This window comes from Levilactobacillus tongjiangensis, assembly GCF_003946345.1.
Taxonomy (GTDB): domain Bacteria; phylum Bacillota; class Bacilli; order Lactobacillales; family Lactobacillaceae; genus Levilactobacillus; species Levilactobacillus tongjiangensis.
This window is the reverse complement of the sequence record NZ_RHNY01000003.1, coordinates 83,926-108,144: the sequence shown is the minus strand read 5'-3', so window position 1 is coordinate 108,144 and position 24,219 is coordinate 83,926. Positions and strand designations below refer to the sequence as shown.

The following is a 24,219-nucleotide window of genomic DNA, read 5'->3' as shown; positions in this document are numbered from 1 at the left end:
CCGAAGGTGGCTGCGTGGGACTAATTTCAAGTCTATAACGCCTGACGATTCTTGGCTTGATAACGATTTTTGAACTTTCAACCTTTAGCTAATAATCAACCTAGTGGGCTAAGTATTTCTCCAACCAGTCAACGTAGTGCTCCTCACGTTCAATGGCATGGTCTAAAATCAGATAATGCCCGTACGCCTGGTCAATTGCCCCTTGATCTGGAAACACCGTGGTCTGTCGCTGACGCAGATGGGCTAGTTGGGCGCGATGCAGTGCCGCCTGTTCCTGCAACATTGGCTGTAGCCGCGGATCATCAACTGTCTTGATAAAGTACAACTTCAGAATGAATTCATCCTTAATGGCTGTCAACTCGGGCGACGGTTCCGTGACCCAGGCGACCAACTTCTCGTGGCCCGCTGGCGTCAGTGAGTATTGCTTTTTCGCCAGCTTTTCGCCAGTCACCGTATCCTCATGGGTAATCTCTCCTGCCGCTTCGAGTCGCTTTAGCATGGGGTAGATTTGGCTATGCTTGGCCTGCCAAAACTCACCGATTTCATTTTCAAACGCCTTGGTCAGGTCATAGCCCGTCTGGGGGCGTTGGTTCAATAGACCCAAAATAATGTACTGTAGTCGATTACGCTGGCCGATGGCTGCCATCCCCCTTACTTTCGTGAAATTACTTGTGTCTTCATTGAACCAGTTCCCCGCGTAAACATCAAGCGTCAATCGCTTAAATCATCAGTAACTGAACCCACACGGCTGACAAAATTGTTGACACTGCTAGCCAAACGATTTATAGTAATCAAGTAAATTAAAACATGTAATTAATTACATGTTTTAATCCGGCAGAATAGAGCCTAATCCAATCTGAAATTAAAAGGAGCACCCGACTTATGGCAAAAGAATTTAAAACCCTGGATGACTTTTTAGGGACGCACTTCATTTACACCTACGATAATGGCTGGGAATACGAATGGTACGCGAAGAACGACCACACCGTTGATTACCGCATTCACGGTGGCATGGTCGCCGGCCGCTGGGTCACTGACCAGGAGGCCAACATTGTGATGCTGGTTCCTGGCATCTACAAGATCGCCTGGACCGAACCAACCGGAACAGACGTCGCTTTGGACTTCGTGCCCAACGAAGGCAAGTTAAATGGGACCATCTTCTTCCCTAAGTGGGTTCAAGACCACCCTGAAATCACGGTCACCTACCAAAACGAACACATCGACGTGATGGAAGCCGCTCGGGAAAAGTACGATACTTACCCTAAACTGGTCGTTCCTGAATTTGCTAAGATCACTTACATGGGTGATGCTGGCCAAAATAACGAAGACGTCATCAGTGAAGCCCCTTATCCAAGTCTGCCCGACGACATTCGTGCCGGGAAATACTTTGACGAGAACTATCACCGGTTAAACAAGTAATGACAAAGGACGATTCACGTTCGCTAAACAGCGACACGTGGATCGTCCTTTTTGAAGCGTTACTACCATTGTCGGGCCAACTTTGCTTACCATTTAGCGGTATACTAAAGATACCTTCACGTAGAAAGTAGGTTTGATACGATTGGCAAATTACATTAAAGAAATTCGCGAATTAGTCGGCCATAAGCCGTTGATTCTTAACGCTGCAGCTGGGGTCGTCACCAACGACCAGCATGAGGTTCTGCTTAACCTACGGACCGACACGCACAACTGGAGTCTTCCAGGTGGCTACCTCGAATACGGTGAGACGTTCGACCAAGCTATGGTCCGGGAGTACAAGGAAGACGCCGGTCTCGACGTCGAACTCGTCAAATCGCTGGGGATCTTCGATCAAGGATTCACCAAATACCCCAACGGTGACGTCACCCAGGTCATTTCTCAACTGTACCTAGTCAAACCAGTTGGCGGCCACACGCTAGAAACAGCCACCGATGAAACCCTCGACCTGAAATACTTCCCGCTAAATGACCTACCACCCCTGTTGAATCAACAGACCACTGATATGTTGGCAGCGGTTCAGGCTTACTTTGGGGACTAATCACTCTAAGGTCAAACAACAATCCTAAATCAAAAAGAGCGCCTGTGGATGATAAATCCCAGGCGCTCTTCCTATCTCTAACCTTACTCAGTTGTCGTTTATACCTAATTGCATCAACTATATCATCAGCGCTTGGGGGAAGTCCGGTCGAGCCGGACAGCACCGACGTCTACGTCCAAATACCGTATAAATCAGCCGCGGCCGACGGATACGCAAAGAACGTGTCATGCAGTTGCTCAGGCGTAATTTTTTGTTGGATCAGTAAGGCTAAATAATTGATCAACACATCTGCCTGCTGACTGATTACCTCTGCGCCAACGACCTGCCCACTTTGTCGGTGAACCACTAATTTTAGCTGGGCCGACTCGTCGTAATCACGCTGGTAGGTCAGCCATTGGCTCAAATCCTGGCGAACCACCGCGTAGGTTGCGGGCGATTGCTGAGCGATAGTCGTTGAACACCCCACCTGGGCCAACCTGGGCGCGCTGAAAACCGCACTCGCCATCATCGGATAGGTAATTGGGAACGCCTGCGCAGCCGTGAATAGGTCGCCCAAATATTTTCCCTGATAAATGGCGTAATTGGCCAGATTAGGCGTCGCCGTCGCCGCGCAATCCCCGACAGCATAGACGCGAGGATTATTCGTCTGCAGGTACGTATTCACCTGAATGCCATGCGTGGTAGTAATCACGTTAGCAGCTGGTAGGTTTAAATCTTCAACGTTAGGAACGCGGCCCAATGCGCTGTAAACGGCATCCGTTTGCCAACGCAGGCCTTGTTTCGTCAGGACTTGAATACCTGTCGACTCACGAGTCAACTCCGCCAAACCATCGTCAAAAACAACTCGGACGTTCTGCCGGGCCAAGTTGGCCAGCAGTTCAGCAACAAAATCCGAATCATACCCACGTAAAGCCACGTGGTTTCGTTGAAGCAATGTTACCTGAGCACCCGCCTCACTGGCGATGCCAGCAATCGCAAAAGCAATCACGCCAGCTCCTAGAATGGTGAGTCGCTGTGGTAATTGGTGACAGCGAAAGAAACTACCTGAATGCTGAATCCATTGGCTGCCGGGAATGGTAAGTTCCCGTGGTCGTGCGCCTGTCGCCAGAACAATGTGCGTCCCTGTCAGCAACTGACCGTTGACCTGAATTTGGCGATCATTTACGAACTGCGCGTGGCCTTCAAACGTCCGGATACCCGCCGTCTGAAAGCGTGTTTTGAAACGTTCCTGCGTTTGACTCACCACCGCATCCCGGTGGGCCGCCAACCGCTGCCAATTAACTGGAGGGACCGCTTCCCCATTTTGCTGACGAAATTGCTGATGGGCTTCAGTTCCAGCTAGCAGAACCTTCTTGGGCGTACTGCCACGTGTCACGGTTGCCCCACCCCAATCACGTTGCTCAATGATGGCCACGGATTGTCCGTGTGAAGCGGCCTTTACTGCGATGCCGGCGCCACCAACGCCACCGCCAATCACAATCACATCAAACCTATTCATCTGCATTCACTTCTATTCACTAAAAACGTCGCTGGCACTGCTCTTCTCAGGTGAACTTGGTGCCACTGATTGCGTCGGTGTTGTAGCGTCGCGATACCAGACGACCGCTGCTTCTTCCGTTGGAAAGTTTTCAACCGTTGAAACGGGCAGATTCAAGTGGTCGGCAACCATTTGTGATGGTGAAATGGCCAGCCACTTGTTGAGTGAAACGTCTGAATAAACGGGGTTCTTGAACAATTCAATGAAAATCAGCGGTTCATCGCCAATGTTTTGAATGTAATGACCCGCTTCTTTGGGAATAACGCCAACATCCCCGGCCGTAAAGTTAAACGTACGGGCTAACGTATTGGAATTAAAGACGCCGACCTTGGCTTGGCCCTGAATGTAGTAATCCCATTCCTCTGACTTCGGATGCCAGTGTAATTCACGCATGCCACCTGGTTCAACCTCCACAATTGCTGCAGAAATCGTCTTGGCCGCTGGAAAGACGGATTCATCAATGATCCACACCTTGCCCGCCTCAAACTTCTTCGCTGGCACATCTTTCATGTGCAACGTTAATGGCGTATGCATAGGGGTTCCAGGCTTCTTCACACTATCGATAGGTCCAGGGACGTTACCATTAAAAATGTATTTTTCATGATCTGGTAACGGCTTTAGCGTCGCTTCATCAACCTTAAAGTTGGCCGCAATAATGTCTTTAGGCGTGTGCGCTAACCAGTCAGTCAATAAGAATGTATTATTTTCGGAAAAGTCTGGTTCACTAAAGACGAGCAAAAATTCACACCCTTGATCTAACGCTTGAATGGAGTGTGGAATTCCTGCCTCAAAATCCCAGAGGTCACCGGCTTCAATATCGTCAATGAAGCTTTCGCCCTTTTCATTAAGGGCTGTCACACGGGCATTTCCTTTCAACATCATGGCCCATTCAGCCTGTTGATGCCAATGCATTTCACGGTACGCGCCGGGCTTCAAACACATATCCACGCCAGCCAAGTCGTGGGAAGCGGGCAACTCACGATTAGTAACTTCACGGGTCCAGCCACCTTCCTCCAATCGCATGTGTACGTCGGAAAAGCTAAACCGTAAGTTTGCCACAGTACCGTGATCGGTTGCGGGTGGAACTAACAGATCGGGATTTTGCTGATCCCGTTGGTAGTTCCGGGGGCCATCATCAATCCAACCTGTGTGGTCTGCATTTCGAATTGGTTCTTTCTTTTCAGTCATCTGAAAATCCCCTTTACCTATAAGATGCCTCGAGTATAGCCTATTTGCTGCCGTTAATCAATTAATGTAGAAACTTTATATAGTAGATTTTATATTTTTAATTTATTTGCGTTGATATGCCGATGCTTTAAGGCAAGACATCGCTCTAATTGCAAATAGCGTGAGTTACATTTCTGCCTAAAAAAGTCACTGACCAAGTGGGTCAGCGACTTCTTTTATGTTTAGAACAAGACTTAATTATCCAGTAAAAAGCCACTTGAATTTTTCATCATTGTCTGACTAGTTTAACGTCTACTTCTCTAAATCCAAAACCGCATTAAACACTTCCTGTGGCAAATCAATATCGCTGTGGGCAGCCTGCCGTTTGTTCACGCTTTGACGCCGCAACAGAGCTTGCTTCTTAGCAGTGCTGCGCTTCTCTCCGTTAACCGCGGCGTTCTTCCGCAACGGTGGTACGTCTACGCGAGACAGCGCCTTCCCTTCCACAACTCCCTGAACGGGCATGGGGTAGAGTTTACGCGGAATCACGAACTTCAACTTGTGGACCAATTCCTGGGTCACTTTGGGCGCATCCTCCCGGTGAACCACAAAGGATAAGGCGTCTACTTTGGCGTAGTTGACGTGGACTTCAATCTTGACCACGTCAGCGATGTCGTAGCCCGCCAGTGCCGTCGTCAACGTGGCGTACCCGTGGGACACGGACTTCAGCGCGTTGAAAAAATCATAAGCGATTTCCGCGAACGGCAGCTGATAGACCAAGACCACCAGGTCACCCTGGTTGCGCATATCCTGGAGCTCACCGCGATGTTGGGTCGCTAATTTCATGACGTCGCTCAGACTGTCACTAGTAGTTGTAATGGTCGCGGTGGCCAACGGTTCCTCCACGAAATCAATCTGCGAATAATCTGGGAATTTAATAGGATTATTCACCACCACGGGGTCCGCCGTATTCTTCAAGTGCACCTGGTACGTAACGTTAGGTGCCGTCGTCAGGACGTCCAACCCGTACTCATCGTGCAGGCGCTCGCGAATGATCTGCAAGTGGAAAATACCTAAGAACCCACAGCGGAACCCGGCTCCCAAGGCGTCCGAACTTTCTGGCCGGTAGTGAAAAGATGTATCATTCAAGGCCAACTTTTCCACAGCTAGTTGTAAGTCGTGGTAGTGGTCGCCTTGCGGATAGAATCCCGCGAAGACCATGGATTGTGATGGCTCATACCCCGGTAAGGCGGTCGCAGTGGGATTGGCGCTAGTTGTCAACGTGTCCCCCACGCGCAAAGCTTGCGGATCCTTCAGCCCAGTCACCACGTACCCGACATCGCCAGCCTGTAGCCTTTTAGTAGCCACCCGTTGCGGCGCAAAAATCCCAATTTCATTAGCGGTGACTGCCTGCTCATTTGCCATCAATGTCAGTTTATCGTTGGCATTCAACACACCATCGACCAGCCGAACGTAGGCAATAATCCCCTTAAAGGCGTCGTACTGGGAGTCAAAGACCAACGCCTTTAGCGGCTGCTGCTCATCGCCCACTGGTGCTGGAATTCGCGTATGAATGGCCTCCATGACATCGTGCACGTTGAGGCCTGTCTTAGCGGATATTTTCAACATTTCTCCGTCGGCAAAGTCTGGTGACAACGCCCGAATCTGCTCGGCAGTCCGGTCAACGTCGGCCGCGGCTGCATCGATCTTATTGATCACCGGAATCACAGTTAGGTGGTTTTCCTCAGCTAGACGCAAGTTGGCCACCGTTTGGGCCTGGACGCCCTGAGTGGCGTCGACCAGCAACAGTGCACCGTCACTGGCAGCCAGGCTCTTGGAGACTTCATAGGTAAAATCGACGTGCCCTGGGGTATCGATAAAGTTGTACGTATACTCCTGACCGTCATCGGCCTGGTAGTAGTTCCGCACGGTCCGTGACTTCACGGTCACCCCGTGAGCCTGTTCAACCTGCAGGTCATCCAGTAACTGGGCCTTACTTTCACGGTCACTGACGGTCTGAGTCTGTTCCATGATGCGGTCGGCCAGGGTCGATTTACCATGGTCGATGTGGGCAATGATAGCAAAATTACGAACGTTAGATTGTTCCATGAATTTCCTCCTGAAAGATGCCGTCAAGGTAATAGCCAAAGACCCGGCAGGCCTCGGCTTCGAGATTGATTTGAAAAGCGGGAAAATCCGCCGACAGAGTCTGGTGATCAAATTGATTGAGACCGGCCAGATTCATGAGACCACTGACGATGGCACTCTGAATCACAAAGAGATGAGCGGCAGTTTCTACCGACAAACCGGGAACCTGCTGTGCCAGGACGGCCCCTAGTTGGGTATTTACGGTATAAAGTGCTTGGCGGTCCTGCTCCGTACGTTGTCGGTCGGCGTGGCCCTCTAATACTGGGCCCCGCAAGGCGTTCAGCCGAACTAGCGTACTGTGGTCGGTAATCAACGTCCGGGTCTCGGTAAGTAGCCACGCCTTAAGCTCCGCTGGCGTGTGCACTGGCTGAGCCACCAATCTTTGCGTAAGATCCGCCAGATACGTCCGATACCCGGTCAGTAGTCCCGTCATAAAGATGCTTTCCTTAGTCTGATAGTAATTAAAGAGCGTTCCCTTGGCGACCCCTGCCGTTTCAGCCAGCTGGGTCATCGAGATATCGTTGAAACTATACTGAGAAAACAATTGCCAGGCTGCGGCCGCAATCCGTTGCGCCTTAGCGGACTTTTGGTCCCGGCTTAAAACGTTGACCACGAAAGATTCCTTCTTTCTAAAATGACCATCAGTCAATTTTCAATCTTGTTATCGTAAACCTCTCGTCCACAACTTGTCAATTAATTTGTGAAAATAGTTATTCCACTTACCTTCCATTAGCGTATAATAACAATATGGTAAAAACTTAATATTTAGGTCGTGTGCGATACGCAACTTTTTCAGTTTTCGTGCATTTAATACCATACATAATTATCACGTCATTTATTCGAACCGGCTTCAGCTAACGCGAAGGGTTGTCATGAACGCGGGGCTAGAGCCTTTTTTCGTACCTACCCACTTTTTAAGGAGAGAAATTATGAAGAAATGTCCTAATTGTCATCAAGAAGTCGCAGCTGACAGCATTTTCTGTGAGCATTGCGGCTACGACCTGCGCCAGACAACCACCGAAGCTGCCGCACAACCAAAGACCAAGGCGAAGCGGTTGGGACGTCGGCGGAAGAATTCTACCGCAAAACCCGGTAAGCAACCGAAGTCCAAGTGGTTCAAGCGCAGTGTCTGGGCTGTCATTGGAATTGCGGTCATTATCGTTATCGTTTTAGGGGCCTCGTTCTACAACAAACAGGCTGGTAAGGACAAGCAGATTGCGAACATCACCGATATGATCAGTGATAACCAAAGCAACGACCTCGCCAAACTATTGGTTAGTGATAATCCTAACCTGAAAATCACGGGTGACACCGTGCAACCTCTGTTGACCTACGCGCGCACCCATCAGGATTACGTTACCAACATGCGGACGGACCTGCAAAAGAACGGGCAATCCGCTGATCACACGTTTACCTTGATCAAGTCGGGCCATACGATGTTGTTCTTCCCCGTCTACAAATTGAAGGTCACAACCATGCATCCCACCATTTCCACCAACGTCGCCAACGCCACGATTACAGCAAACGGCGATGCCCTGGCCACGTCCAAGAATGACCACTACAGCTACAAGGCGGGTCCACTGTTCCCTGGCCACTATACGTTTAAGCTTTCTGGTAGCCAATCCAACAAGAGCGTCAAGGTCAACCTGATTTCCAGCAGTGATATGACTAAGGACGTTAACCTGAGTGTGAAGGCTGCCAAGACTGCCAAGGACACCACTAACGATACCAATGACGATTCAACTGGTGCCACGACCACAGCCAATGATGACAACACCTCTGGTACCAACACCCACGATTCAGATGGTGATGACCAAGGAAACGGTCGCACATACTCGGACTACGACGACCTATCCTCTGATGGTCAAGACGCCGTTGATCAAATTTACGACGCCACCGACTACATGGACGACATCGATGACTACGATTACACCACCACGCAAGCCCATGACAACGTCATTCAGGTTAAAGTTTACGACGATGATGACGGTGACCACATGGACACGTTCCGCTACGATAAAGCAAACGACATCCTGGCCATTTACAACTCTGATACTGGCCTCTTCGACAAAGTTACTGACCGTTAAATCTCACTCCCGAAAGGAAGATTCTCCCAATGAAACAGACTTACTACCGTATTTGCTCCAACTGTGGCAACCAAAATAGTGCCGACGCCAACTTCTGCCTCAAGTGTGGGACCACGCTGACCACGGCTGACGACTACGCCATGATTCCCCACGCCGCTGACCAATCGTTCCCACTCTTTGACCTGGAACTGACGCCCGACGAAGTTGCTCAGACCAAGACCTTTATCATTACTAAAGACACCGAAATTCCGACGGGTTACCGGACTGTTGGCATGATTTTCGCCGAAAGTGACGTTGCTCCCCGGGCTGGCGCTAAAGCCGCTTGGGAGGACATGATGAAGCACCTCTACGCCCTACTCTTAGCCAAGGGCTACGCTGGTGCTGCCCGCATCACCATTCAGGCCGAACCTATGTCTCCCGGCCAACTTTGCCTGTATGGTGAAGCTTTAGTTCACGATTCCCAACACTAACTCTGGAGGTTTAACCCATGCATTTAACACCATTCATGGCTCCCGCAGATAATCAACCCGGCGGCCAATCACATTTCTGTCCCAACTGTGGCCAGCCCGTTGCGCCAACGGACACCTTCTGCCAAAACTGTGGGTACAACCTCAATACTGGTCAGGCTTCAGTCGACCAGCCGACGACACCCGTTCAACCAACGCAGACTACTGCACCAGCTAAGCCTGCCCGAGTACGCAAGCCTCACAAACCCTGGGACAAGAAAAAGAAACTCAAATGGGGCGGCATTGCCGTTGCCATCGTAGCAGTCGCCGGCTTCTTCATCTGGGGCGGCACCCACTACTCCCGCTCGGCCACGTTAGACCGGACCATCAGTCACATTAAGAGTGGTAAGAATATGACCCCTTACTTCACCACCGCCAGTTCTGATTTGAAGCTGTCTAATCAGGCGTTGCTACCCGTGAACCGTTATTACAGCGACCACGGCCAAGCGCTGAGTGATTTAAAGTCGGCCTTGGACAGTAACGGCCGCAGCGATGATGGCACCATGACCTTTGAAAAGAGTGGCCATCATTTTCTGATTTTCCCCCGCTACAAAATCAACGTGAGTCCGGTCTACCCAACCGTCAAAACCAACCATTCTGGCAACGTCATCAAGCTGGATGGCAAGAAAATTGCCACGGCTAGTGTTGACGGCTATACCAAGAAATTAGACGCTATGGTTCCCGGTGAATACCACCTGGAAGCCTCTGGTACGGTAGGTGGTCACAAACTGGCCAACAGTAGCGACTACCACATCACCACCAGCAAGACTTACAATCTGGAGCTGAAGACGATTTCCCTGTCATTTAACACCGTTCCCGGCTCTGCCATCTACTTAAACGGCAAGAAGCTCGGGACCGCGGATAATAACGGTTCCTACAGTCTGAAGGATGAACCTTGGACCTCTGACATGGCCGTTTACGCGCAATACTCCTCGACTGCCGGTAAGGCAACGACCAACACGGTCAAGCTGAGCGACAGTGATGATCAAGGCAGTGTCGACTTGAAGTACCCTGACGTTATTTCTAACAGTGACGCTGATGACTTCTTTAGCAATTTATTCGTAGCCGTTGACGGGATTACCGACGAAGGTGATTTAAGCGATGCTACTGACGGGGACGATGACGATTTGGCTGACTTCTTCACTAACGGCAGTAGCAACTCCGATTACTCCGAGTTAGTCTCCATGGCCAAGGGGTACGCCAACGATGCCGACGTCGACTCTACCGATATGACCACCACCATTAAGGACGTTAAACCTGGTCCAAATGGCACGAGCCTAGTCACATATAACGTGAAGTACGGTTTCTGGTTAGAGGACGCCGACTACACCCACGTTCAGGTCTTGCAATACACTGCGACCGTTAAGGATTCTAATGGCTCTGATCTGGGCTACGTCATTTCCTCCATCGGACCCGCAACCAAGATCAGCGACTACCACGATAACGATGACTAGCATTCATTCAGGAGGCCACGTATGAACGAACCACAAAAATTCTGTCCCAACTGTGGCCACGCGCTACACGCGGACACACAGTTTTGCCCGCAATGTGGGTATGCCTTAAGCGGCAATGCACCCGCAACCGACATCCCCGTAGAGCCAGAAGCAACTCCAACGACCACGCGGATGGCAACTACAACGTCGCCCGCCACTACGAACTTTATTTCCTGGTGGTGGACTTCTTTGAAACGGCCGGGACAACCAGTCGCTGGAAGCACCAATCTATTTGGCATTTTGAATCTAGTCCTGATGGTCATTGTCAATACGGCTATGATTGCCTCCATGGATAATCGCTACCTTCACTGGTTTAGTGATTATCCAGCGTATCTCAAGCGAATTCCAGGTCTCACGCTACGCTTCACAGCGATTACCGCCCTCTCAGAAGGGTTGATTGTTTTAGTTGTCGTAGCGATTGGTTTTGGTGCGCGTCGGCTATTAGACCGTGACCAAACATCCAATAGCTTCCTCGAATACGTGAACCAGTTTGGCCATACGGTAACTCCCGCAGTGGTCGTCAGTATTCTGATGTTAGTGATCAGCTTCTTTCAAGATGGCACCTATGGCACTTTTATTGATGCAAGCCGGTCCTTCTTGGTTCCTGTTTTTCTACTTCTGAACGCCAGCTTTATCTACAGCCTGGTTCACAATATCAAGACACCCCGCTTTGATAAGCTCTACGCCGCTTTGCTGGGACAGATTGTTGTGGGCCTGGGGATCACGATTCTAGTGAACCTGTTAAACGCGCTGCGTCTGTTCCCATTCACGCTTTAGGAAAGGAGTCCACCAATGTCCAACGAAACTAATTTTTGTCCAAATTGTGGGACTGCCCTTCCCGCTGGCTCCAGCTTCTGCCCCAATTGTGGGTACCAGTTGGCCCAACCAGTAGCTAGTGAACCGGCCCCAGTCGCACCAGAACCAACCCCAGCAGCTGACACAACCACCACACCGCAACGCCAAGCGCTAGCCACAGGTACTTTGGCCAGTCGCAACTACTTCTCTTGGTGGTGGGAATCTTTCAAACATCCCCTGTCACCAGTTGAAAATGCCAATCACTGGTTTGGTGTTCTGACAGTCTTCCTCGAAGTCCTCTTAAACACGATTATTCTGTCCATGTTCATGCAACACGCTGTCACGGTGGCCTTACGCGTGATTGGTTCTGACGGCAACGCCATCAATGGTGGTTCGCTGATGACCGCTGTGCGGATGGACTTCTTCATCTGTGTTTTCGCGCTGTATGCGCTGGTGGTCGGTGCGGCCTATGGTTTACGTCGTCTGATCAACGCCCATCAGCCTCTGAATTTCTTCGAGTTCACCAACCACTTCTTTGGTGCGACGAGTTCGATTCTCGCAATTAACCTAGTGGCTTTCCTGGTTGCCGCCATCCTAGTGATCAACGCTGCCACGATTACTGACCTGGGGTCGTTAGCCTTGCACTACGCCATTCTGGCAACGAGTATCTTCGTGCCCAGCATTGCTGTTCTGGTTCTCGGCTACTACCTCACAATTATTCGCGACGTGACGCAACCTCGGCTAGACCCACTTTATACTTGGATTCTAGCATCCTGCTTACTGCTTGTCATTATTATCATTGTGGGTCTGCTGGTGGGGCTCTTTACTGAAGCGCCTCTGAGCAGTCTCGGTGATGCCATCGATACCTATTCAGGTTACTAAACTAAATTGGTTGTACTCCGGAGGCCAGGGATTCCGCCAGCTTTAATGGCTGTTTAGCATCACCACCGCAAAAGGTTTACGTACATCATTCATGATGACTAACTGATAGCACATTAGTTAACCGTCAAATACTGTGTAAGCCGAGCGGCCGCCAGATATGTGCTGGCGGCTGGTAAAGCGGAAGGTCACCTCGCGGGGTGGCTTTTTTATTAGTTAGTCAATCACGTACTACACCAACACCAAACATATTAGAGAGAAGGCACTACTCATGAGTTTGATTTACATTCGCCAAGCACAACCGGCCGATATTCCCGCCATCATGCCAATCATTGCGCACGCCAAGGCCCAACTAAAGGCCAGCGGCAGTCCCCAGTGGCAAGACGGTTATCCCAACGAGTCAGCCATTGCAACCGACATTGATCAGCAGAATAGTTGGGTTCTGTTAGTCGACGGTCAAATTGCCGGAACCGCCGCGTTAATTATCGGTGACGACCCCAACTATCATCAAATTGACGGCGCTTGGGCCAACACCACGGACCCCTACGCCACGATTCACCGCATCGCCCTCGGCGCTGGCTTCACGGGCAAACATCTCAGCCACTACTTCTTCTCGAATCTACTAAGTGTGGCTTACCAGACCGGCGTCCGTAATTTTCGCGTCGACACCCACGCCATGAATCAACAAATGCAGGCGCTAGCGACTAACCTGGGGTACCAGTACCGGGGCTTGGTCAACGCTAACGGTGTCCGCCGGGCGTATGAACTGAATTTAACGACTACCAGCTAACCGATATTTTAGCGATAAAAACGGCCCCGTTACATCACCAACCATTGGTGACGTGGCGGGGCCGTTTACGGTCTCAATCATGATAAATATTCGTTTAAAGTAGCCTCACCCTGGCCATCGACCCGAAACTTGGTTAAAGGGCGACCGCTGTTTTGATACACGATACGTGAACCCAGGAAACCAATTTCCGTAAGAAAATCCACGTATTTTTTTGTCGACACCCGGGATAACCCCGTCTGATCCGCAACGTCTTGATTGGAAAACTCGGAATCAAATTGGCGTAGCGTCTGGACAATCCGTTGGAGGGAGAGCTTGGCTAACCCCTTGGGCAAGTCACGGCTCGTTTCCGGTTGTAGCGTTGCCGTCGTTCCTTGAAACAAGCTATCCAAGTCTGTCTGCGAGACGGTGTGCTTGTCATCGACCACCTGTAGCCGAGTGAACTTCGCAATCGCCTGTTCAAATCGGTCAAACGAAAACGGCTTGATCAAGAAATCCAGAACGCCATAGTTGACGGCTTCCTTTAGGGTCTGCTGGTCGTTGGCGGCCGTCATCATGATAACCTGCGGATGTAGCTGGCGTTTCAACAGTTCCGCTAAGAACTCGGTCCCACTCACCTGTGGTAAATACATGTCCAGTAAAATCAGGGCGTATTCGTCCAAATCTGCCAGGTCTAAAGCCACCACCGCGCTCTCACACTCGGTGACCGTAGCGCTGGCTAACTGGCTAATGCGGTCCAAAAACTTGTGATTGATCAGCCGGACCATGGGATCATCTTCAATTATTAATATCTTCATTTCAACGCTTCCTTGGTTTCAACTAAAACGGTCATAACGGTTCCATATGGCTGATTATCGGTAATGGTCAATTGCCCATGCAACGCTGTCACAGCGGCATGAATGATGCCCATCCCGTACCCACGATGAGGCCCCTTGGTGGAGAAGCCCTGCGTAAACATCTGCTGACGCACATCGGGTGCGATACCACTTCCGGTATCACTCACCACGATTTGTAGTTGGGACCCGGTCAGGACTAATTTCAGACTAATCAGGCTCTGGTCATCGGGTTGACGAATGGCCCCAATCGCGTTATCCAGCAGATTAGAGACGATACGGAGTAATAGCACCTCGACCTTCCCGTCAAAGGTTGCCTGGGGCACAGAGGCGTCCTCAGCTACCTTAAACGTGATCCCCTGCTCCTTAGCTTCCTTGCTCTTTCCCAGGATCAGGCCAATCATGGCCGGCCACTTAATCTTATCCGTGACGTAACCAATATCATGATGATAATTATCGGTAATCTGGCCCACAAATTCTAGGGCGCGAGGGTATTCTTCTAGCTCCAGTAATCCGTTGATCACCTGGAGTTGGTTCATAAATTCATGCGTCTGCCCCCGTAATGAGGAAACATAATGTTCGGTTCCAGCAAGTTTATCGATCAGACCGGAAATTTCGGACATATCGCGAATCAGACAAACCTGACCGATTTGTTTGCCTCGGACCAGCAAGTCATTGGTGGATAACAACAGTTGCTTGTCACGAAAAGAGGCTTCGATGCCTCCGGTGGCGGCCTGAGTCACTGCGGCGCCAGTAAAAAGGATTTCCCGCAAGTCCATTGGCAAGGCTTGGTTCACGACCAACTCTTGGCCGAACAAGGATTGGGCCGTGTGATTAGCGGAGATGACCACACCGTCGCGGTTGATAGCAATGACGCCTTCAGGCAACGAATTGTCGATCAACGCCTGTTGGGCGGTTTGCTCGGAAATTTCACTGGGTTCCATGCCGAGTAATAAGTAGCGCAAATACATGCCGAGCAAAACGGAAAGTACCAGACCGACCAATAAACCGAGCAGACCCCCAATGAGGATCGGCCGCGTTTTATGTTGGAGTTGTTGATTCAGGTTCTGCTGCGTAACCCCCACGCAGACGACCCCGATAATTTTGCCGTGAGCTCTGACCGGGTAAAAGACGCGGTATTCGGGACCCAGTACACCAGGCTTAGTAGAATAGCGCGTCTGCCCTTGCAGGGCCGGCGCGGGATCTCTGAGCGAACTAAAATGGTGACCCACGTCCTGACTATGTGGATGAGACAGCCGAATCAGGTCATGGTTCATGACCACGATAAAGTCCACGTCGTCCCGTTTGACCAATGGCTTGATGTAGGCCTGTAGGTGGGCAGACGACCCCGCGTTGGATGATTCAATGACGCGTTGAACTTCCGGCATCTTTGCGGTCGACTTGGCAATTTTAAGAATGCGGCTCTGAATGGCCTGTTTATTCTCTGCCACCGTATCCCGGTGAATCAGGAAAACGGTGGTTGCCACGGAAACCCCAATCGTTAACGTCATGATAGCAATCACCATCGCCCAAAATGGCAGGTGTTTTTTGAAAAACTTCATCAGCAATGTCCCCTCACTCCTCCTAATATACTGAAATCGGTTGCGTTAGGCAACTGTTAAGGCCAGTCGAAACGGTGGTCGTTAATCCCCTTTCAACCGGATACGTTTAGGGGTAACTGGTTTAGTTACGCAATCACCACCTGCATCAAACCGCGTAATAACGCCAAAAAAGGTGCGGAAGAAGATTCTCCGCACCCGTTTAATGGTAATTGCTTATTTAGCGTGAATGGCGTTCTTAGTAGCACCAGTCGTCAAAATATCGTGGAAATTATCGTAACTGATACTGATCATGTCTTGCAGAGCTGGTTCCGTGTAAGAACCAACGTGTGGCGTAATCAGCACCTTAGGGTTAGCCCGCAACAGGTCTTGGACCTCTTGGTTAGGCACAGCGTCAACGCTGTCGAACTTCTTCCCTAAGATGTTCACTTCGTCCTGCACGACGTCGGCACCGTAACCGTCGATTTGACCATCGTTCAAGCCCTTTAGAATGGCTGGAATGTTGGACAATTCACCACGCGCGGTGTTGATCAAGACGGCGCCCTTCTTCATTTGAGAAACGAAGGTTTCGTCGACCAAGTTTTCGTTCTTACCTGGGAAGTAAGGCACGTGAATGGAAACAATGTCACTTTGCTTAAGCAAGTCTGGCAGTTCCATCAATTCGGCTAATTCCTTGGCAGCGTCAGATGGGTATGGATCGTAAGCCACAACCTTGGCACCTAAAGCCTTGTACAGCTTAGCTTCCGTGTAACCGATCCGGCCGATACCAACGATACCAACGGTGGCTGTGTGGATTTCCTTGCTGAACATTGCTGGAGAAATAGTGAAGTCGGCTTGGCGCGTTTGGCTAATGCCCAAGTTTACGTGACGGAAAAGGGTCATGCCCAAGGTAAAGGCTAATTCGGCAACGGCGTATGGGGAGTAGGCTGGTACTCGAGCCATTTCGATGCCTAAATCAGCGGCAGCCTGCAGGTCCATGTGGTTAAATCCAACGGAACGGGTGAAAACGTACTTGATGCCCCAGCTGGCAAACTTTTCCAAGTTCTGACGGTCGGCAACACAGTTCCCACGAACCAACACAGCGTCAGCACCCTTAGATGCTTCGGCATTGTCATGAGTTAAGAGGTCTTCAACGTAGGTCATTTCAAAGTCATACTTGTTTAATTCATCAAAGTAAGGCCGTTCAATTGGCCGAACACCGTAGGACGTAATTTTTACCATTTTAAAAGCACTCCTTTTCTTTTATTAAACTTCTAGTGGAAAATACCTAAACCGTTGATAACCGTCAAGATAGCGATCCAGATTGGCATCATTACCACGGCACAGATGGTCGAGATGAAGGACGCGTTGGAAGACATAACGGCTTCACGGTCAAAGCTAATAGCGTAAGCGGAAGCAACGGCGGCAGTTGGCGTTGCCATCATGACAACGATCGTTGCAACGGCCGTGAAGCTCAGTGGCAGGATACCCGTGATGTCGAGCACCCAAAGTAGAAGCAGGTTCAATAATGGGACGATGATAACCTTGTTGAAGGCGTAGTACCAAGGCGTCTTGTCCTCGGCAGCGTCCTTGAAGGAAATTGATCCTAAAGTAACACCAATTGCCAACCAAGCTAATGGTGAAGACAAGTTAGCTAAGTAAGTCAGTGGCTTGTAGATCCAAAGGGCCGTTTGGTCGATTCGGTAGAAAGCCACGGTCGTCATACCAGTTTGTTGAACCCCGTTGATAGCGGCGTGAACCGTTACTTGAGGAACCAAGTGTTGGCCGAGCCACATGAACAGACCTACGAAAGTGGCGATAACGATTGGGTTGGCGAACATCTTCTTGATGTTCTTACCTTCCATCTTCAAGCCAGACATCTTGATGTAGGCGTAAGAGTAAAGGAAGATCCGGTAACCAATGTTGAAGATAGAACTGTACATAACACCCTTGGCACCGTAAACGGCCCCAACGATAGGAATACCGAAGAAAGTGGTTGAACCGAAAGTGGTTAAGATAGCTAAGACTTCACGTTCTCCCTTAACGTAACGTTGGTACATAAATGGGGTAACGAAAATCAAAAGAATATAAATCACAATCCCCCAAACTAAAACGCCCATACCTTGCTTGAAGGCATCGCCATCCATGGGTTGCATGAATGAATTAAAGGCCAGAGCTGGGATAGCCACACTCAGGGCAACTTTGGTCAAAACCTTCCCAAAGTTTTCGCCGAAGGTTCCCCGCCGACGGAGGAAGAACCCTAATAGGATAATGAAAATGGTAGAAGTAATGGAACTAATAATTGCTGCGTTTGTGAACGTAGATTCAACTGCTTTAAGCACGCTCATTCTTGTCGCCTCCATGATTAATCTATATGATAGTTCCATATTATCGTCCTTTTGCTCATTAATATACATATCGAAAGTTTTGTAAGTAATGTAACTTATGTAAGTGCCTAAATAGCCAGTGAAAAAACTCACGTTTGGGCAAACGAGGGGACAGTTCGAGTAAATTGACGGACAAAATAAGGGACGACTTATACCGTTTGGGCTGTAAATAAATTTAGCAATGTTGTATACTGGGTTCTACCGTTTAGCCCTAGAGTGCAACGGGAAAGAGGGTTTTATTCTAAATGTATCGATTCTTCGTTCAGCCGCAAATTAACGCGGTCACACAAAAATTAGCGGGCTACGAACTGTTATTGCGTTCGTACTGCCACGACTACTGGGTCACACCAACTGATTTCACGGCCCTACCGATGGACCAGCAAGTCTCTTTATCCTATCAAGAGATTACGAACATCCTGAAGGACCATCACAACAATCCCGAAATTTCATTTAACCTAAACCGCAAACAATTTACGGATCCCCAGACTATTGGGCACATGATCCATCTAAAAAAGTCAATCAAGCATCTCCACCTGACCATTGAATTGACGGAAACGCCATCACTGGAAGAGCTACACCGGTACGTGCCACTATACCGGGTCTTCCATATCCAATTGAGCCTAGATGACGTGGGCACTGATAACCAATGGTGTCCGGCGGTTCAGGCAGCATTGCCGTTTATGGACAGCATCAAGTTTGCCATGCAAAACTTCCGGCTACAGCACCGGCAGGCAGACCTCATGGACAGCCTGAAAGCTTGGCGTAAAATTGCCGACATGTACCAGCTAGACTTGACCGTCGAGGGCGTTGAAAATGAAGATGACGTCGCCCTGGCCCAACAGTACGATGCTCAGATGACACAGGGATATTTTTATAGTAAACCGGTGCCTTACTGCGCTGGGTAATCCATCCTTAAATCATATAGAGACTTATTCTGACATCCATTCAGATGCAGATAAGTCTCTATTTTTTACGCCTAATTTCTCAAACACTCCCCTTGTTCATAGTCTGTTAAACCGCCAAATGCCACCGCCTATTAAGTAATTATGCTAATAGCTAATTTCCATATAAATTATGAGTATTCCATGAGTTCACAAAACAATTTCCCAACCACTTCACCCAAGTTCCTTCTATAGACCCTTTATAAATACTGTAATACCGGATTTTAACTAATTTCAATTCAACGGTTGACAAAGCACAGCCCCCTCGCTATTATTAGAGGCATATTAGAAATACACGAACGCATCACCAGGAAGAGTAGCTGTTCACGCTAAGTCTAGAGACCACCGGTAGCTGAAAAGGTGGCTTACAACTGAGCAGCGAAGATGAGCCTGGTAGCTAACAGCTGGTGCAAGCCGGTTGTTCGACATGAAGCCCGTTACCGCTTCCGACTTTTGGCAACAGAAGTTACGGAGATGGTGGGCGCGAGTCCCCCATAAAACAAGGTGGCACCGCGAGTGAAATCGTCCTTATGTAGAGATTACATAAGGACGATTTTTATTTTAGGAGATGTTTTGGGATGAAGAAAAAGGGAACAGTTTTAGCAGTTGCAGCAGTTATTGGATTGACGTTAGCCGGTTGTGGGAGCCAGTCTAGCAGTAGTAGTTCCAATGGTAAGTATGCCGCCAAACAGGAGTTGAACTGGACGGAGTCTTCCGAACTCGCCTCCTCTGATCTGGCCCAAGCTACCGATACCCTGAGTTTCACGGTCTTGCAGAACACGCAAGAAGGGCTTTATCGCCTGAACAGTAAAGGTGTTCCTGCCAACGCCCTGGCCACGAGCACCAAGGTCACTAACGGCGGCAAGACCTACACCTTCAACCTGCGCAAGGGTGCCAAGTGGTCCAACGGTGACACCGTGACCGCCAAAGATTTCGTTTATTCCTGGCAACGGACGTTGGACCCCAAGACCGCTTCACAAGATGCCTTCTACCTCTACCAAGTCAAGAACGCTGAAGCCGTCAACAAGGGAAAGAAGTCGCTCAGTGCTTTAGGTATCAAGGCCGATGGCAAATACAAGCTGACCGTACAACTGACTAAACCCGTTTCCTACTTCAAGAAATTACTGGCTTGGCCCCTCTTCTACCCGTTGAACGAAAGTGCCGTCAATAAATTTGGTAAGAAGTATGGGACTAGCTCCGCTACCACGGTCTACAACGGCCCATTCCGTTTGACCAAGTGGAACGGAACCGGCAAGTCCTGGACATTGGCTAAGAACAAGACTTACTGGGACAAGCAAGCCGTTCACCTGGATAAAATCAACGAGCAAGTGACCGAATCCACCACGACCAGCTACAACCTGTACAATGCTAAGAAGACCGATGAAACCCTCTTAAGTGGTCAACAGATCAAGAACAACAAGAACAGTAAGGACTTCGTTAAACGCCTCCCTACTGGTTCCCAACGGTTAGATTTGAACCAAAAGAAAGTTGCCGCCTTTAAGAACACCAACGTTCGTAAGGCCCTCTCCTTAGCCATCGACCGCAACCAATTGGTCAACGACGTTCTGCAAGATGGTTCCATTGCTTCCAAGGGCTTCGTCCCAGCCGGCATGGGCAACAACCCTAAGACTGGTGAGGCCTTCAACAAAGAGGCCTACGTGAAGTCTGGCGTTTCCTACAACTTGAAGCAAGCCAAGAGCCTGTTAGCCAAAGGCTTGAAGCAAACTGGTGACAAGAAGCTCGACGTGACCCTGTCCGTTTCCGACACCGATACCAGCAAGCAAACCGCTGAATTTGTTCAAAGTTCTCTCGAAAAATTACCAAACGTGAAGGTCACCATCAAGACGGTGCCTTACGTACAATTGATTACCCAACAAAACAACGGGAACTACGAACTGACCTTAGCCGGCTGGCAATCTGTCTTCGCCGACCCAATCAACTTCTTGGACGTCTTCGAAGCCAACTCTAGCTACAACACGACTGGTTGGAAGAACACCCAATTCGATAAGCTCCTCGACGAAGCTGAAAACCAAGATGGCAACAAGCCAACGACGCGTTGGAACAAGCTGGTCAAAGCTGAAAAGGTGCTGATCAACGACCAAGGAACGATTCCACTGTACCAAGCTGCTAAATCACAACTGTTACGTAGCAGCGTCAAGAGCATCGTGTACAACGGTGCCGGTGTACCTTACGACTTCAAGACGACTTATATCGCCAAGTAATCGCCGACCACTACCAAACGATTCGACTCAGTCTCTAACTCCCCCCTCTTGTATAAACATATTAATATAGAAGAAACAGGTTCCAACTGGCGTTTGAAGTGCGCGTAGTTGGAACCTGTTTTTAGTTTGTATTTGGTTTAAGAATCAAGGAAAAATCCGGTGAATGGCCGCCTCTGGTCGTCAGGGCGGGGGCCTGCTGTGGGGACCGCCTGCAGCCAAAGTACGGGCTTCCGGCTCGACTTGAAGCCCCGCTAAAACCCCTGCGGGTCTCCAAGCTCGTCCCGTGTTATCTGACCAAAAACCCGGTCAGATAACACCGACTCGGCCGGCCCCCGCCCCGGCAACCTCCGGCTACGATAGACCAACAATCCTACACGGATCAACAGGTTACAGACGTTACTACTGGTTCATTTGCGAGATTACTAATCACTCAAACCACGAGCAGTAAACGTTTATCTCCATCCACACCACAACCAACGGCCATATCCGACACGACCACAGTGCACCGCGAAAGCTAAGTTACGCTAACTCATCAACAGAAATTGTAGATGGTCCGGCCTGACTCACGCAGCGTTAACGTCATCGCTTGACAGAATTGACCAATCGATGACGTGGGACGAGCTTGGAGACTCTTCGAACTTGGCGCGGCTTCAAGTCGAGCCGAAGTACCGTTTCTCAGGCCGCAGGCGGTCACCACAGCGTGGGTCAGCCCGGACCACCGGAGACGGCAGTAACAACCAGTTTAAATGCTATACGTCCAAACATGACTCCGCAATGGCTGCCGGAAAAGATAGACATTTTCGCCATTCATCCGCAGTTTCAACGCCATTTTCTTCTTTCCTAACACCTTTACGTTAACCCGCTTCCGGCTGACGAATACTGGCGAATCCAGATCCGCCTTATTCCGTGAATAGAGCCGATAAACGCCTTTGGCCTTTTTGGTATACGTAACGGGTACCTTGGTGGTCATTTCCCACCGAAGTGGCTTGAGCGACTTTTTCTTACTCGTATAAGTCCGCAGCGTAAAATTCTTGGTCAAGGATAATTTGACCACGCCGTAACGATGCCAATCATTCTCGTCTTTTCCTAAGTAACCGTACCAACTTCCCTTGAGGCTACTAGGCAGTTTGACCGTTTTGCTGGCCGCCTGAACAGGAGCCGTGGTCCCAACTAGAAATAAACCAACACTGGCAATCCCTAAGACTATCCCTTTAAATCCTGCTTTGATCATCATATTCGCTCCTTAATTGAAGTAGCTATCAGGTCCCCATGAATGGGTGCGTAGCGGTCGTCTGAAGGCATAGGTGTTGTCTCCCTCTGCCCGCAGCCAGAGCGCTGTCGTCTTTTTACCATTGACCTTGACCCGTTTTTGCCGCAACGTTGGCAAACCTGAACTGTCAAACTTAACCGCATTGGCCCGTAAAATGTAGCGTTCATGACCCTTTTGGTTAACCTTTTTCGTGATAACTAGTGGCACAACCAGACTGTATTGCCACTTCTGATGCGTTAAATTCTGGTTCGACGAAAACATATCGGCAACCGTGAGCCGAGTGTTGGTAATCGTCATCTTATCGACTTCATAGTAAGTTTTACCATGTTGCTTCGTCTTACCAACGTACCCGTACCACACACCCTGATAACTTGCCGGCAACTTGGCCGATTGACTGGCCGCCTGTGCTGGTACGCTGCTGGCCAAGGCTAGTCCCAATGCGGCTAACCCTAAGAACATTAATTTCTTCATTATTAGGTATCCTCTCTAGACATCTGTTGGCGCAAAGTCTTCAAAATCCCAACCCCAAGCGTGCGTCCGTAACGGCTGACGGAAGGCATAGAGCGTATCCGGTTGTGCCGTCATCTTCAGTGCCTGCAACCGTTGACCATTAATCTTAACCGTGACCAACCGCATGCGATTGATGTCGTCAGCGAACCCCGCCGTGGAGATGGTGTAGTACGTTTGATGGTGCTTGTTGACCTTTTTACTATAGCTCGTTAGCGTGTGTTCTTCCCACTGCCAGTCCAGCTGACTGAGATCGCTGTGAGTCGTTTTCAAGTACGCGTAGTCAAACCGATTACGGGTAAAGCCCACTTTAACCACGTTGTACGTTCTCACGTAATCCACCTTTTCCGAGCACACGTACCCGTACCAAGTTCCCTGATAACTCTTAGGTAACTGGCTCTTCGCCTGAGCAGTGACCCCACCGGCCAATAACGTGAGTCCCAGACTGACCACGCCTACTAAAATATGTCGTTTCATTTGTGTCATCCCCACTCACACCCTCTCTGGATCACTCATAAATATCAAACGAATCTTCGTACTCTTCACCCCAGGCGTGACTACGGGTCGGCTGACGGAAGAGGTAGAGGTTCTCGTACCCCACGTTCAAGATAAGCGCCGTCCGGTCAATACCAACACCCTTAACGTTACCCAACCGAATCTTTCCCAGCGCATCCTCATCGGTGCGAGCCGTGAAGATCCGATAAATCTGGCGACCTTTCCGATCAACCTTAGCACGGTAAGATGCCTTCGCTGAAGCTCCCCAGGTCCATTTTAAATTCTTAAACCGGGGGTTAATCGTGTTTTGATAGTCGTAACTAATGTGATTGGACTTAATCGTCACCTGATTGAAGTAATACCGCCGAACGTGGTGACTCTTTTCAGAACTAATGTAGCCGTACCAAGTCCCCTGATACTGAGTCGGTAGCGTATCAGCCTGAGCTGGCACCGCTAGCAATGCACCGCCTAAAACGACGCCGGCCAAACCAAATAGCAATCTCTTAATGCTCATCCGCTTCCCCTGCTTTCCGAAACAATTGTTGATTAAACTAACTAAATTAAATATAGTTCAACATTGTTAATAAGACAAGACGTTTTTATTTTGCAG

General features: G+C 49.6%; 23 protein-coding genes. 10 read left to right on the top strand and 13 right to left on the bottom strand.

Features of this window, described 5'->3' with window-relative positions:
- Positions 1–100 precede the first annotated feature (100 nt).
- Positions 101–637 (bottom strand): PadR family transcriptional regulator, encoded by a 537-nt coding sequence (locus tag EKM75_RS02500; protein ID WP_191988785.1) that lies wholly within the window; start codon positions 635–637, stop codon positions 101–103.
- A 245-nt stretch (positions 638–882) separates the two neighbouring features.
- Here EKM75_RS02500 and EKM75_RS02495 point away from each other — a divergent pair, with 245 nt between their 5' ends.
- Both EKM75_RS02495 and EKM75_RS02490 read left to right on the top strand, forming a co-directional pair.
- Positions 883–1,419, top strand: coding sequence for a phenolic acid decarboxylase (locus EKM75_RS02495; protein ID WP_125680917.1), 537 nt, complete (start codon positions 883–885; stop codon positions 1,417–1,419).
- Positions 1,420–1,561: 142 nt separating this feature from the next.
- On the top strand, positions 1,562–2,017 hold the full coding sequence (locus EKM75_RS02490; protein WP_125691810.1) for an NUDIX hydrolase: 456 nt from the start codon (positions 1,562–1,564) through the stop codon (positions 2,015–2,017).
- A gap of 169 nt (positions 2,018–2,186) precedes the next feature.
- On the opposite strand, the gene EKM75_RS02485 is transcribed toward EKM75_RS02490, so the two are convergent.
- The 4 genes from EKM75_RS02485 to EKM75_RS02470 form a co-directional block, all read right to left on the bottom strand.
- Complete coding sequence (locus EKM75_RS02485; protein ID WP_164508705.1) at positions 2,187–3,515, bottom strand: dihydrolipoyl dehydrogenase family protein; 1,329 nt, start codon at positions 3,513–3,515, stop codon at positions 2,187–2,189.
- 12 nt (positions 3,516–3,527) lie between these two features.
- A complete protein-coding gene (locus EKM75_RS02480) occupies positions 3,528–4,742 on the bottom strand; it encodes a cupin domain-containing protein (RefSeq protein ID WP_125691806.1) in 1,215 nt (404 codons plus the stop codon).
- A gap of 291 nt (positions 4,743–5,033) precedes the next feature.
- A complete protein-coding gene (gene lepA, locus EKM75_RS02475; protein ID WP_125691804.1) occupies positions 5,034–6,830 on the bottom strand; it encodes a translation elongation factor 4 in 1,797 nt (598 codons plus the stop codon).
- Positions 6,817–7,482 carry a TetR/AcrR family transcriptional regulator gene (locus EKM75_RS02470; RefSeq protein WP_125691802.1) on the bottom strand — a complete coding sequence of 222 codons (666 nt, stop codon included), beginning with the start codon at positions 7,480–7,482 and terminating at the stop codon, positions 6,817–6,819. The genes lepA and EKM75_RS02470 overlap by 14 nt, the downstream gene beginning before the upstream one ends.
- A gap of 316 nt (positions 7,483–7,798) precedes the next feature.
- On the opposite strand from EKM75_RS02470, the gene EKM75_RS02465 reads away from it, so the two are divergent.
- From EKM75_RS02465 to EKM75_RS02440, 6 genes are all read left to right on the top strand, one after another.
- Positions 7,799–8,956 (top strand): TcaA second domain-containing protein, encoded by a 1,158-nt coding sequence (locus tag EKM75_RS02465; protein ID WP_164508704.1) that lies wholly within the window; start codon positions 7,799–7,801, stop codon positions 8,954–8,956.
- 29 nt (positions 8,957–8,985) lie between these two features.
- Positions 8,986–9,426, top strand: a complete 441-nt coding sequence (locus EKM75_RS02460; RefSeq protein WP_125680905.1) for a zinc ribbon domain-containing protein — start codon at positions 8,986–8,988, stop codon at positions 9,424–9,426.
- 17 nt (positions 9,427–9,443) lie between these two features.
- On the top strand, positions 9,444–10,916 hold the full coding sequence (locus tag EKM75_RS02455) for a zinc ribbon domain-containing protein (RefSeq protein WP_125691798.1): 1,473 nt from the start codon (positions 9,444–9,446) through the stop codon (positions 10,914–10,916).
- A 21-nt stretch (positions 10,917–10,937) separates the two neighbouring features.
- Positions 10,938–11,732 (top strand): zinc ribbon domain-containing protein, encoded by a 795-nt coding sequence (locus tag EKM75_RS02450; protein ID WP_125691796.1) that lies wholly within the window; start codon positions 10,938–10,940, stop codon positions 11,730–11,732.
- A 15-nt stretch (positions 11,733–11,747) separates the two neighbouring features.
- Positions 11,748–12,632 (top strand): zinc ribbon domain-containing protein, encoded by an 885-nt coding sequence (locus EKM75_RS02445; RefSeq protein ID WP_125691794.1) that lies wholly within the window; start codon positions 11,748–11,750, stop codon positions 12,630–12,632.
- 268 nt (positions 12,633–12,900) lie between these two features.
- Positions 12,901–13,419, top strand: coding sequence for a GNAT family N-acetyltransferase (locus tag EKM75_RS02440; RefSeq protein ID WP_125691792.1), 519 nt, complete (start codon positions 12,901–12,903; stop codon positions 13,417–13,419).
- Positions 13,420–13,496: 77 nt separating this feature from the next.
- Here EKM75_RS02440 and EKM75_RS02435 read toward each other — a convergent pair whose 3' ends face one another.
- From EKM75_RS02435 to EKM75_RS02420, 4 genes are all read right to left on the bottom strand, one after another.
- On the bottom strand, positions 13,497–14,213 hold the full coding sequence (locus EKM75_RS02435) for a response regulator (protein ID WP_125691790.1): 717 nt from the start codon (positions 14,211–14,213) through the stop codon (positions 13,497–13,499).
- A complete protein-coding gene (locus tag EKM75_RS02430) occupies positions 14,210–15,811 on the bottom strand; it encodes an ATP-binding protein (protein WP_125691788.1) in 1,602 nt (533 codons plus the stop codon). The genes EKM75_RS02435 and EKM75_RS02430 overlap by 4 nt, the downstream gene beginning before the upstream one ends.
- Before the next feature lie 213 nt (positions 15,812–16,024).
- Positions 16,025–17,029, bottom strand: a complete 1,005-nt coding sequence (locus tag EKM75_RS02425) for a 2-hydroxyacid dehydrogenase (protein ID WP_125691786.1) — start codon at positions 17,027–17,029, stop codon at positions 16,025–16,027.
- Between the two features lie 32 nt (positions 17,030–17,061).
- Positions 17,062–18,135 (bottom strand): AEC family transporter, encoded by a 1,074-nt coding sequence (locus EKM75_RS02420; RefSeq protein ID WP_125691784.1) that lies wholly within the window; start codon positions 18,133–18,135, stop codon positions 17,062–17,064.
- A 284-nt stretch (positions 18,136–18,419) separates the two neighbouring features.
- On the opposite strand from EKM75_RS02420, the gene EKM75_RS02415 reads away from it, so the two are divergent.
- Entirely contained in the window at positions 18,420–19,079 is a 660-nt protein-coding gene (locus EKM75_RS02415; protein ID WP_125691782.1) for an EAL domain-containing protein, read from the top strand.
- A gap of 614 nt (positions 19,080–19,693) precedes the next feature.
- On the top strand, positions 19,694–21,337 hold the full coding sequence (locus EKM75_RS02410) for a peptide ABC transporter substrate-binding protein (RefSeq protein ID WP_125691780.1): 1,644 nt from the start codon (positions 19,694–19,696) through the stop codon (positions 21,335–21,337).
- A gap of 742 nt (positions 21,338–22,079) precedes the next feature.
- Here the strand turns inward: EKM75_RS02410 and EKM75_RS02405 are convergent.
- From EKM75_RS02405 to EKM75_RS02390, 4 genes are read right to left on the bottom strand one after another with little or no spacing between them, the layout of a single operon-like run.
- Entirely contained in the window at positions 22,080–22,568 is a 489-nt protein-coding gene (locus tag EKM75_RS02405) for a hypothetical protein (RefSeq protein ID WP_164508703.1), read from the bottom strand.
- 12 nt (positions 22,569–22,580) lie between these two features.
- Positions 22,581–23,078 carry a hypothetical protein gene (locus EKM75_RS02400; protein WP_125691777.1) on the bottom strand — a complete coding sequence of 166 codons (498 nt, stop codon included), beginning with the start codon at positions 23,076–23,078 and terminating at the stop codon, positions 22,581–22,583.
- A 15-nt stretch (positions 23,079–23,093) separates the two neighbouring features.
- Positions 23,094–23,591, bottom strand: coding sequence for a hypothetical protein (locus EKM75_RS02395; protein WP_125691775.1), 498 nt, complete (start codon positions 23,589–23,591; stop codon positions 23,094–23,096).
- Between the two features lie 31 nt (positions 23,592–23,622).
- Complete coding sequence (locus EKM75_RS02390) at positions 23,623–24,123, bottom strand: hypothetical protein (protein WP_125691774.1); 501 nt, start codon at positions 24,121–24,123, stop codon at positions 23,623–23,625.
- Positions 24,124–24,219: the final 96 nt, after the last annotated feature.

Excerpts from the sequence above, each read along its gene's own strand:
- EKM75_RS02415 (WP_125691782.1), top strand. The coding sequence starts at position 18,420 with ATGTATCGATTCTTCGTTCAGCCGCAAATTAACGCGGTCACACAAAAA.
- EKM75_RS02465 (WP_164508704.1), top strand. The coding sequence starts at position 7,799 with ATGAAGAAATGTCCTAATTGTCATCAAGAAGTCGCAGCTGACAGCATT.
- EKM75_RS02450 (WP_125691796.1), top strand. The coding sequence starts at position 10,938 with ATGAACGAACCACAAAAATTCTGTCCCAACTGTGGCCACGCGCTACAC.
- EKM75_RS02430 (WP_125691788.1), bottom strand. The coding sequence starts at position 15,811 with ATGAAGTTTTTCAAAAAACACCTGCCATTTTGGGCGATGGTGATTGCT.
- EKM75_RS02425 (WP_125691786.1), bottom strand. The coding sequence starts at position 17,029 with ATGGTAAAAATTACGTCCTACGGTGTTCGGCCAATTGAACGGCCTTAC.
- EKM75_RS02440 (WP_125691792.1), top strand. The coding sequence starts at position 12,901 with ATGAGTTTGATTTACATTCGCCAAGCACAACCGGCCGATATTCCCGCC.
- EKM75_RS02420 (WP_125691784.1), bottom strand. The coding sequence starts at position 18,135 with ATGAGCGTGCTTAAAGCAGTTGAATCTACGTTCACAAACGCAGCAATT.
- EKM75_RS02495 (WP_125680917.1), top strand. The coding sequence starts at position 883 with ATGGCAAAAGAATTTAAAACCCTGGATGACTTTTTAGGGACGCACTTC.
- EKM75_RS02410 (WP_125691780.1), top strand. The coding sequence starts at position 19,694 with ATGAAGAAAAAGGGAACAGTTTTAGCAGTTGCAGCAGTTATTGGATTG.
- EKM75_RS02400 (WP_125691777.1), bottom strand. The coding sequence starts at position 23,078 with ATGAAGAAATTAATGTTCTTAGGGTTAGCCGCATTGGGACTAGCCTTG.
- EKM75_RS02480 (WP_125691806.1), bottom strand. The coding sequence starts at position 4,742 with ATGACTGAAAAGAAAGAACCAATTCGAAATGCAGACCACACAGGTTGG.
- lepA (WP_125691804.1), bottom strand. The coding sequence starts at position 6,830 with ATGGAACAATCTAACGTTCGTAATTTTGCTATCATTGCCCACATCGAC.
- EKM75_RS02435 (WP_125691790.1), bottom strand. The coding sequence starts at position 14,213 with ATGAAGATATTAATAATTGAAGATGATCCCATGGTCCGGCTGATCAAT.
- EKM75_RS02395 (WP_125691775.1), bottom strand. The coding sequence starts at position 23,591 with ATGAAACGACATATTTTAGTAGGCGTGGTCAGTCTGGGACTCACGTTA.
- EKM75_RS02405 (WP_164508703.1), bottom strand. The coding sequence starts at position 22,568 with ATGATCAAAGCAGGATTTAAAGGGATAGTCTTAGGGATTGCCAGTGTT.
- EKM75_RS02460 (WP_125680905.1), top strand. The coding sequence starts at position 8,986 with ATGAAACAGACTTACTACCGTATTTGCTCCAACTGTGGCAACCAAAAT.
- EKM75_RS02455 (WP_125691798.1), top strand. The coding sequence starts at position 9,444 with ATGCATTTAACACCATTCATGGCTCCCGCAGATAATCAACCCGGCGGC.
- EKM75_RS02445 (WP_125691794.1), top strand. The coding sequence starts at position 11,748 with ATGTCCAACGAAACTAATTTTTGTCCAAATTGTGGGACTGCCCTTCCC.
- EKM75_RS02485 (WP_164508705.1), bottom strand. The coding sequence starts at position 3,515 with ATGAATAGGTTTGATGTGATTGTGATTGGCGGTGGCGTTGGTGGCGCC.
- EKM75_RS02390 (WP_125691774.1), bottom strand. The coding sequence starts at position 24,123 with ATGAGCATTAAGAGATTGCTATTTGGTTTGGCCGGCGTCGTTTTAGGC.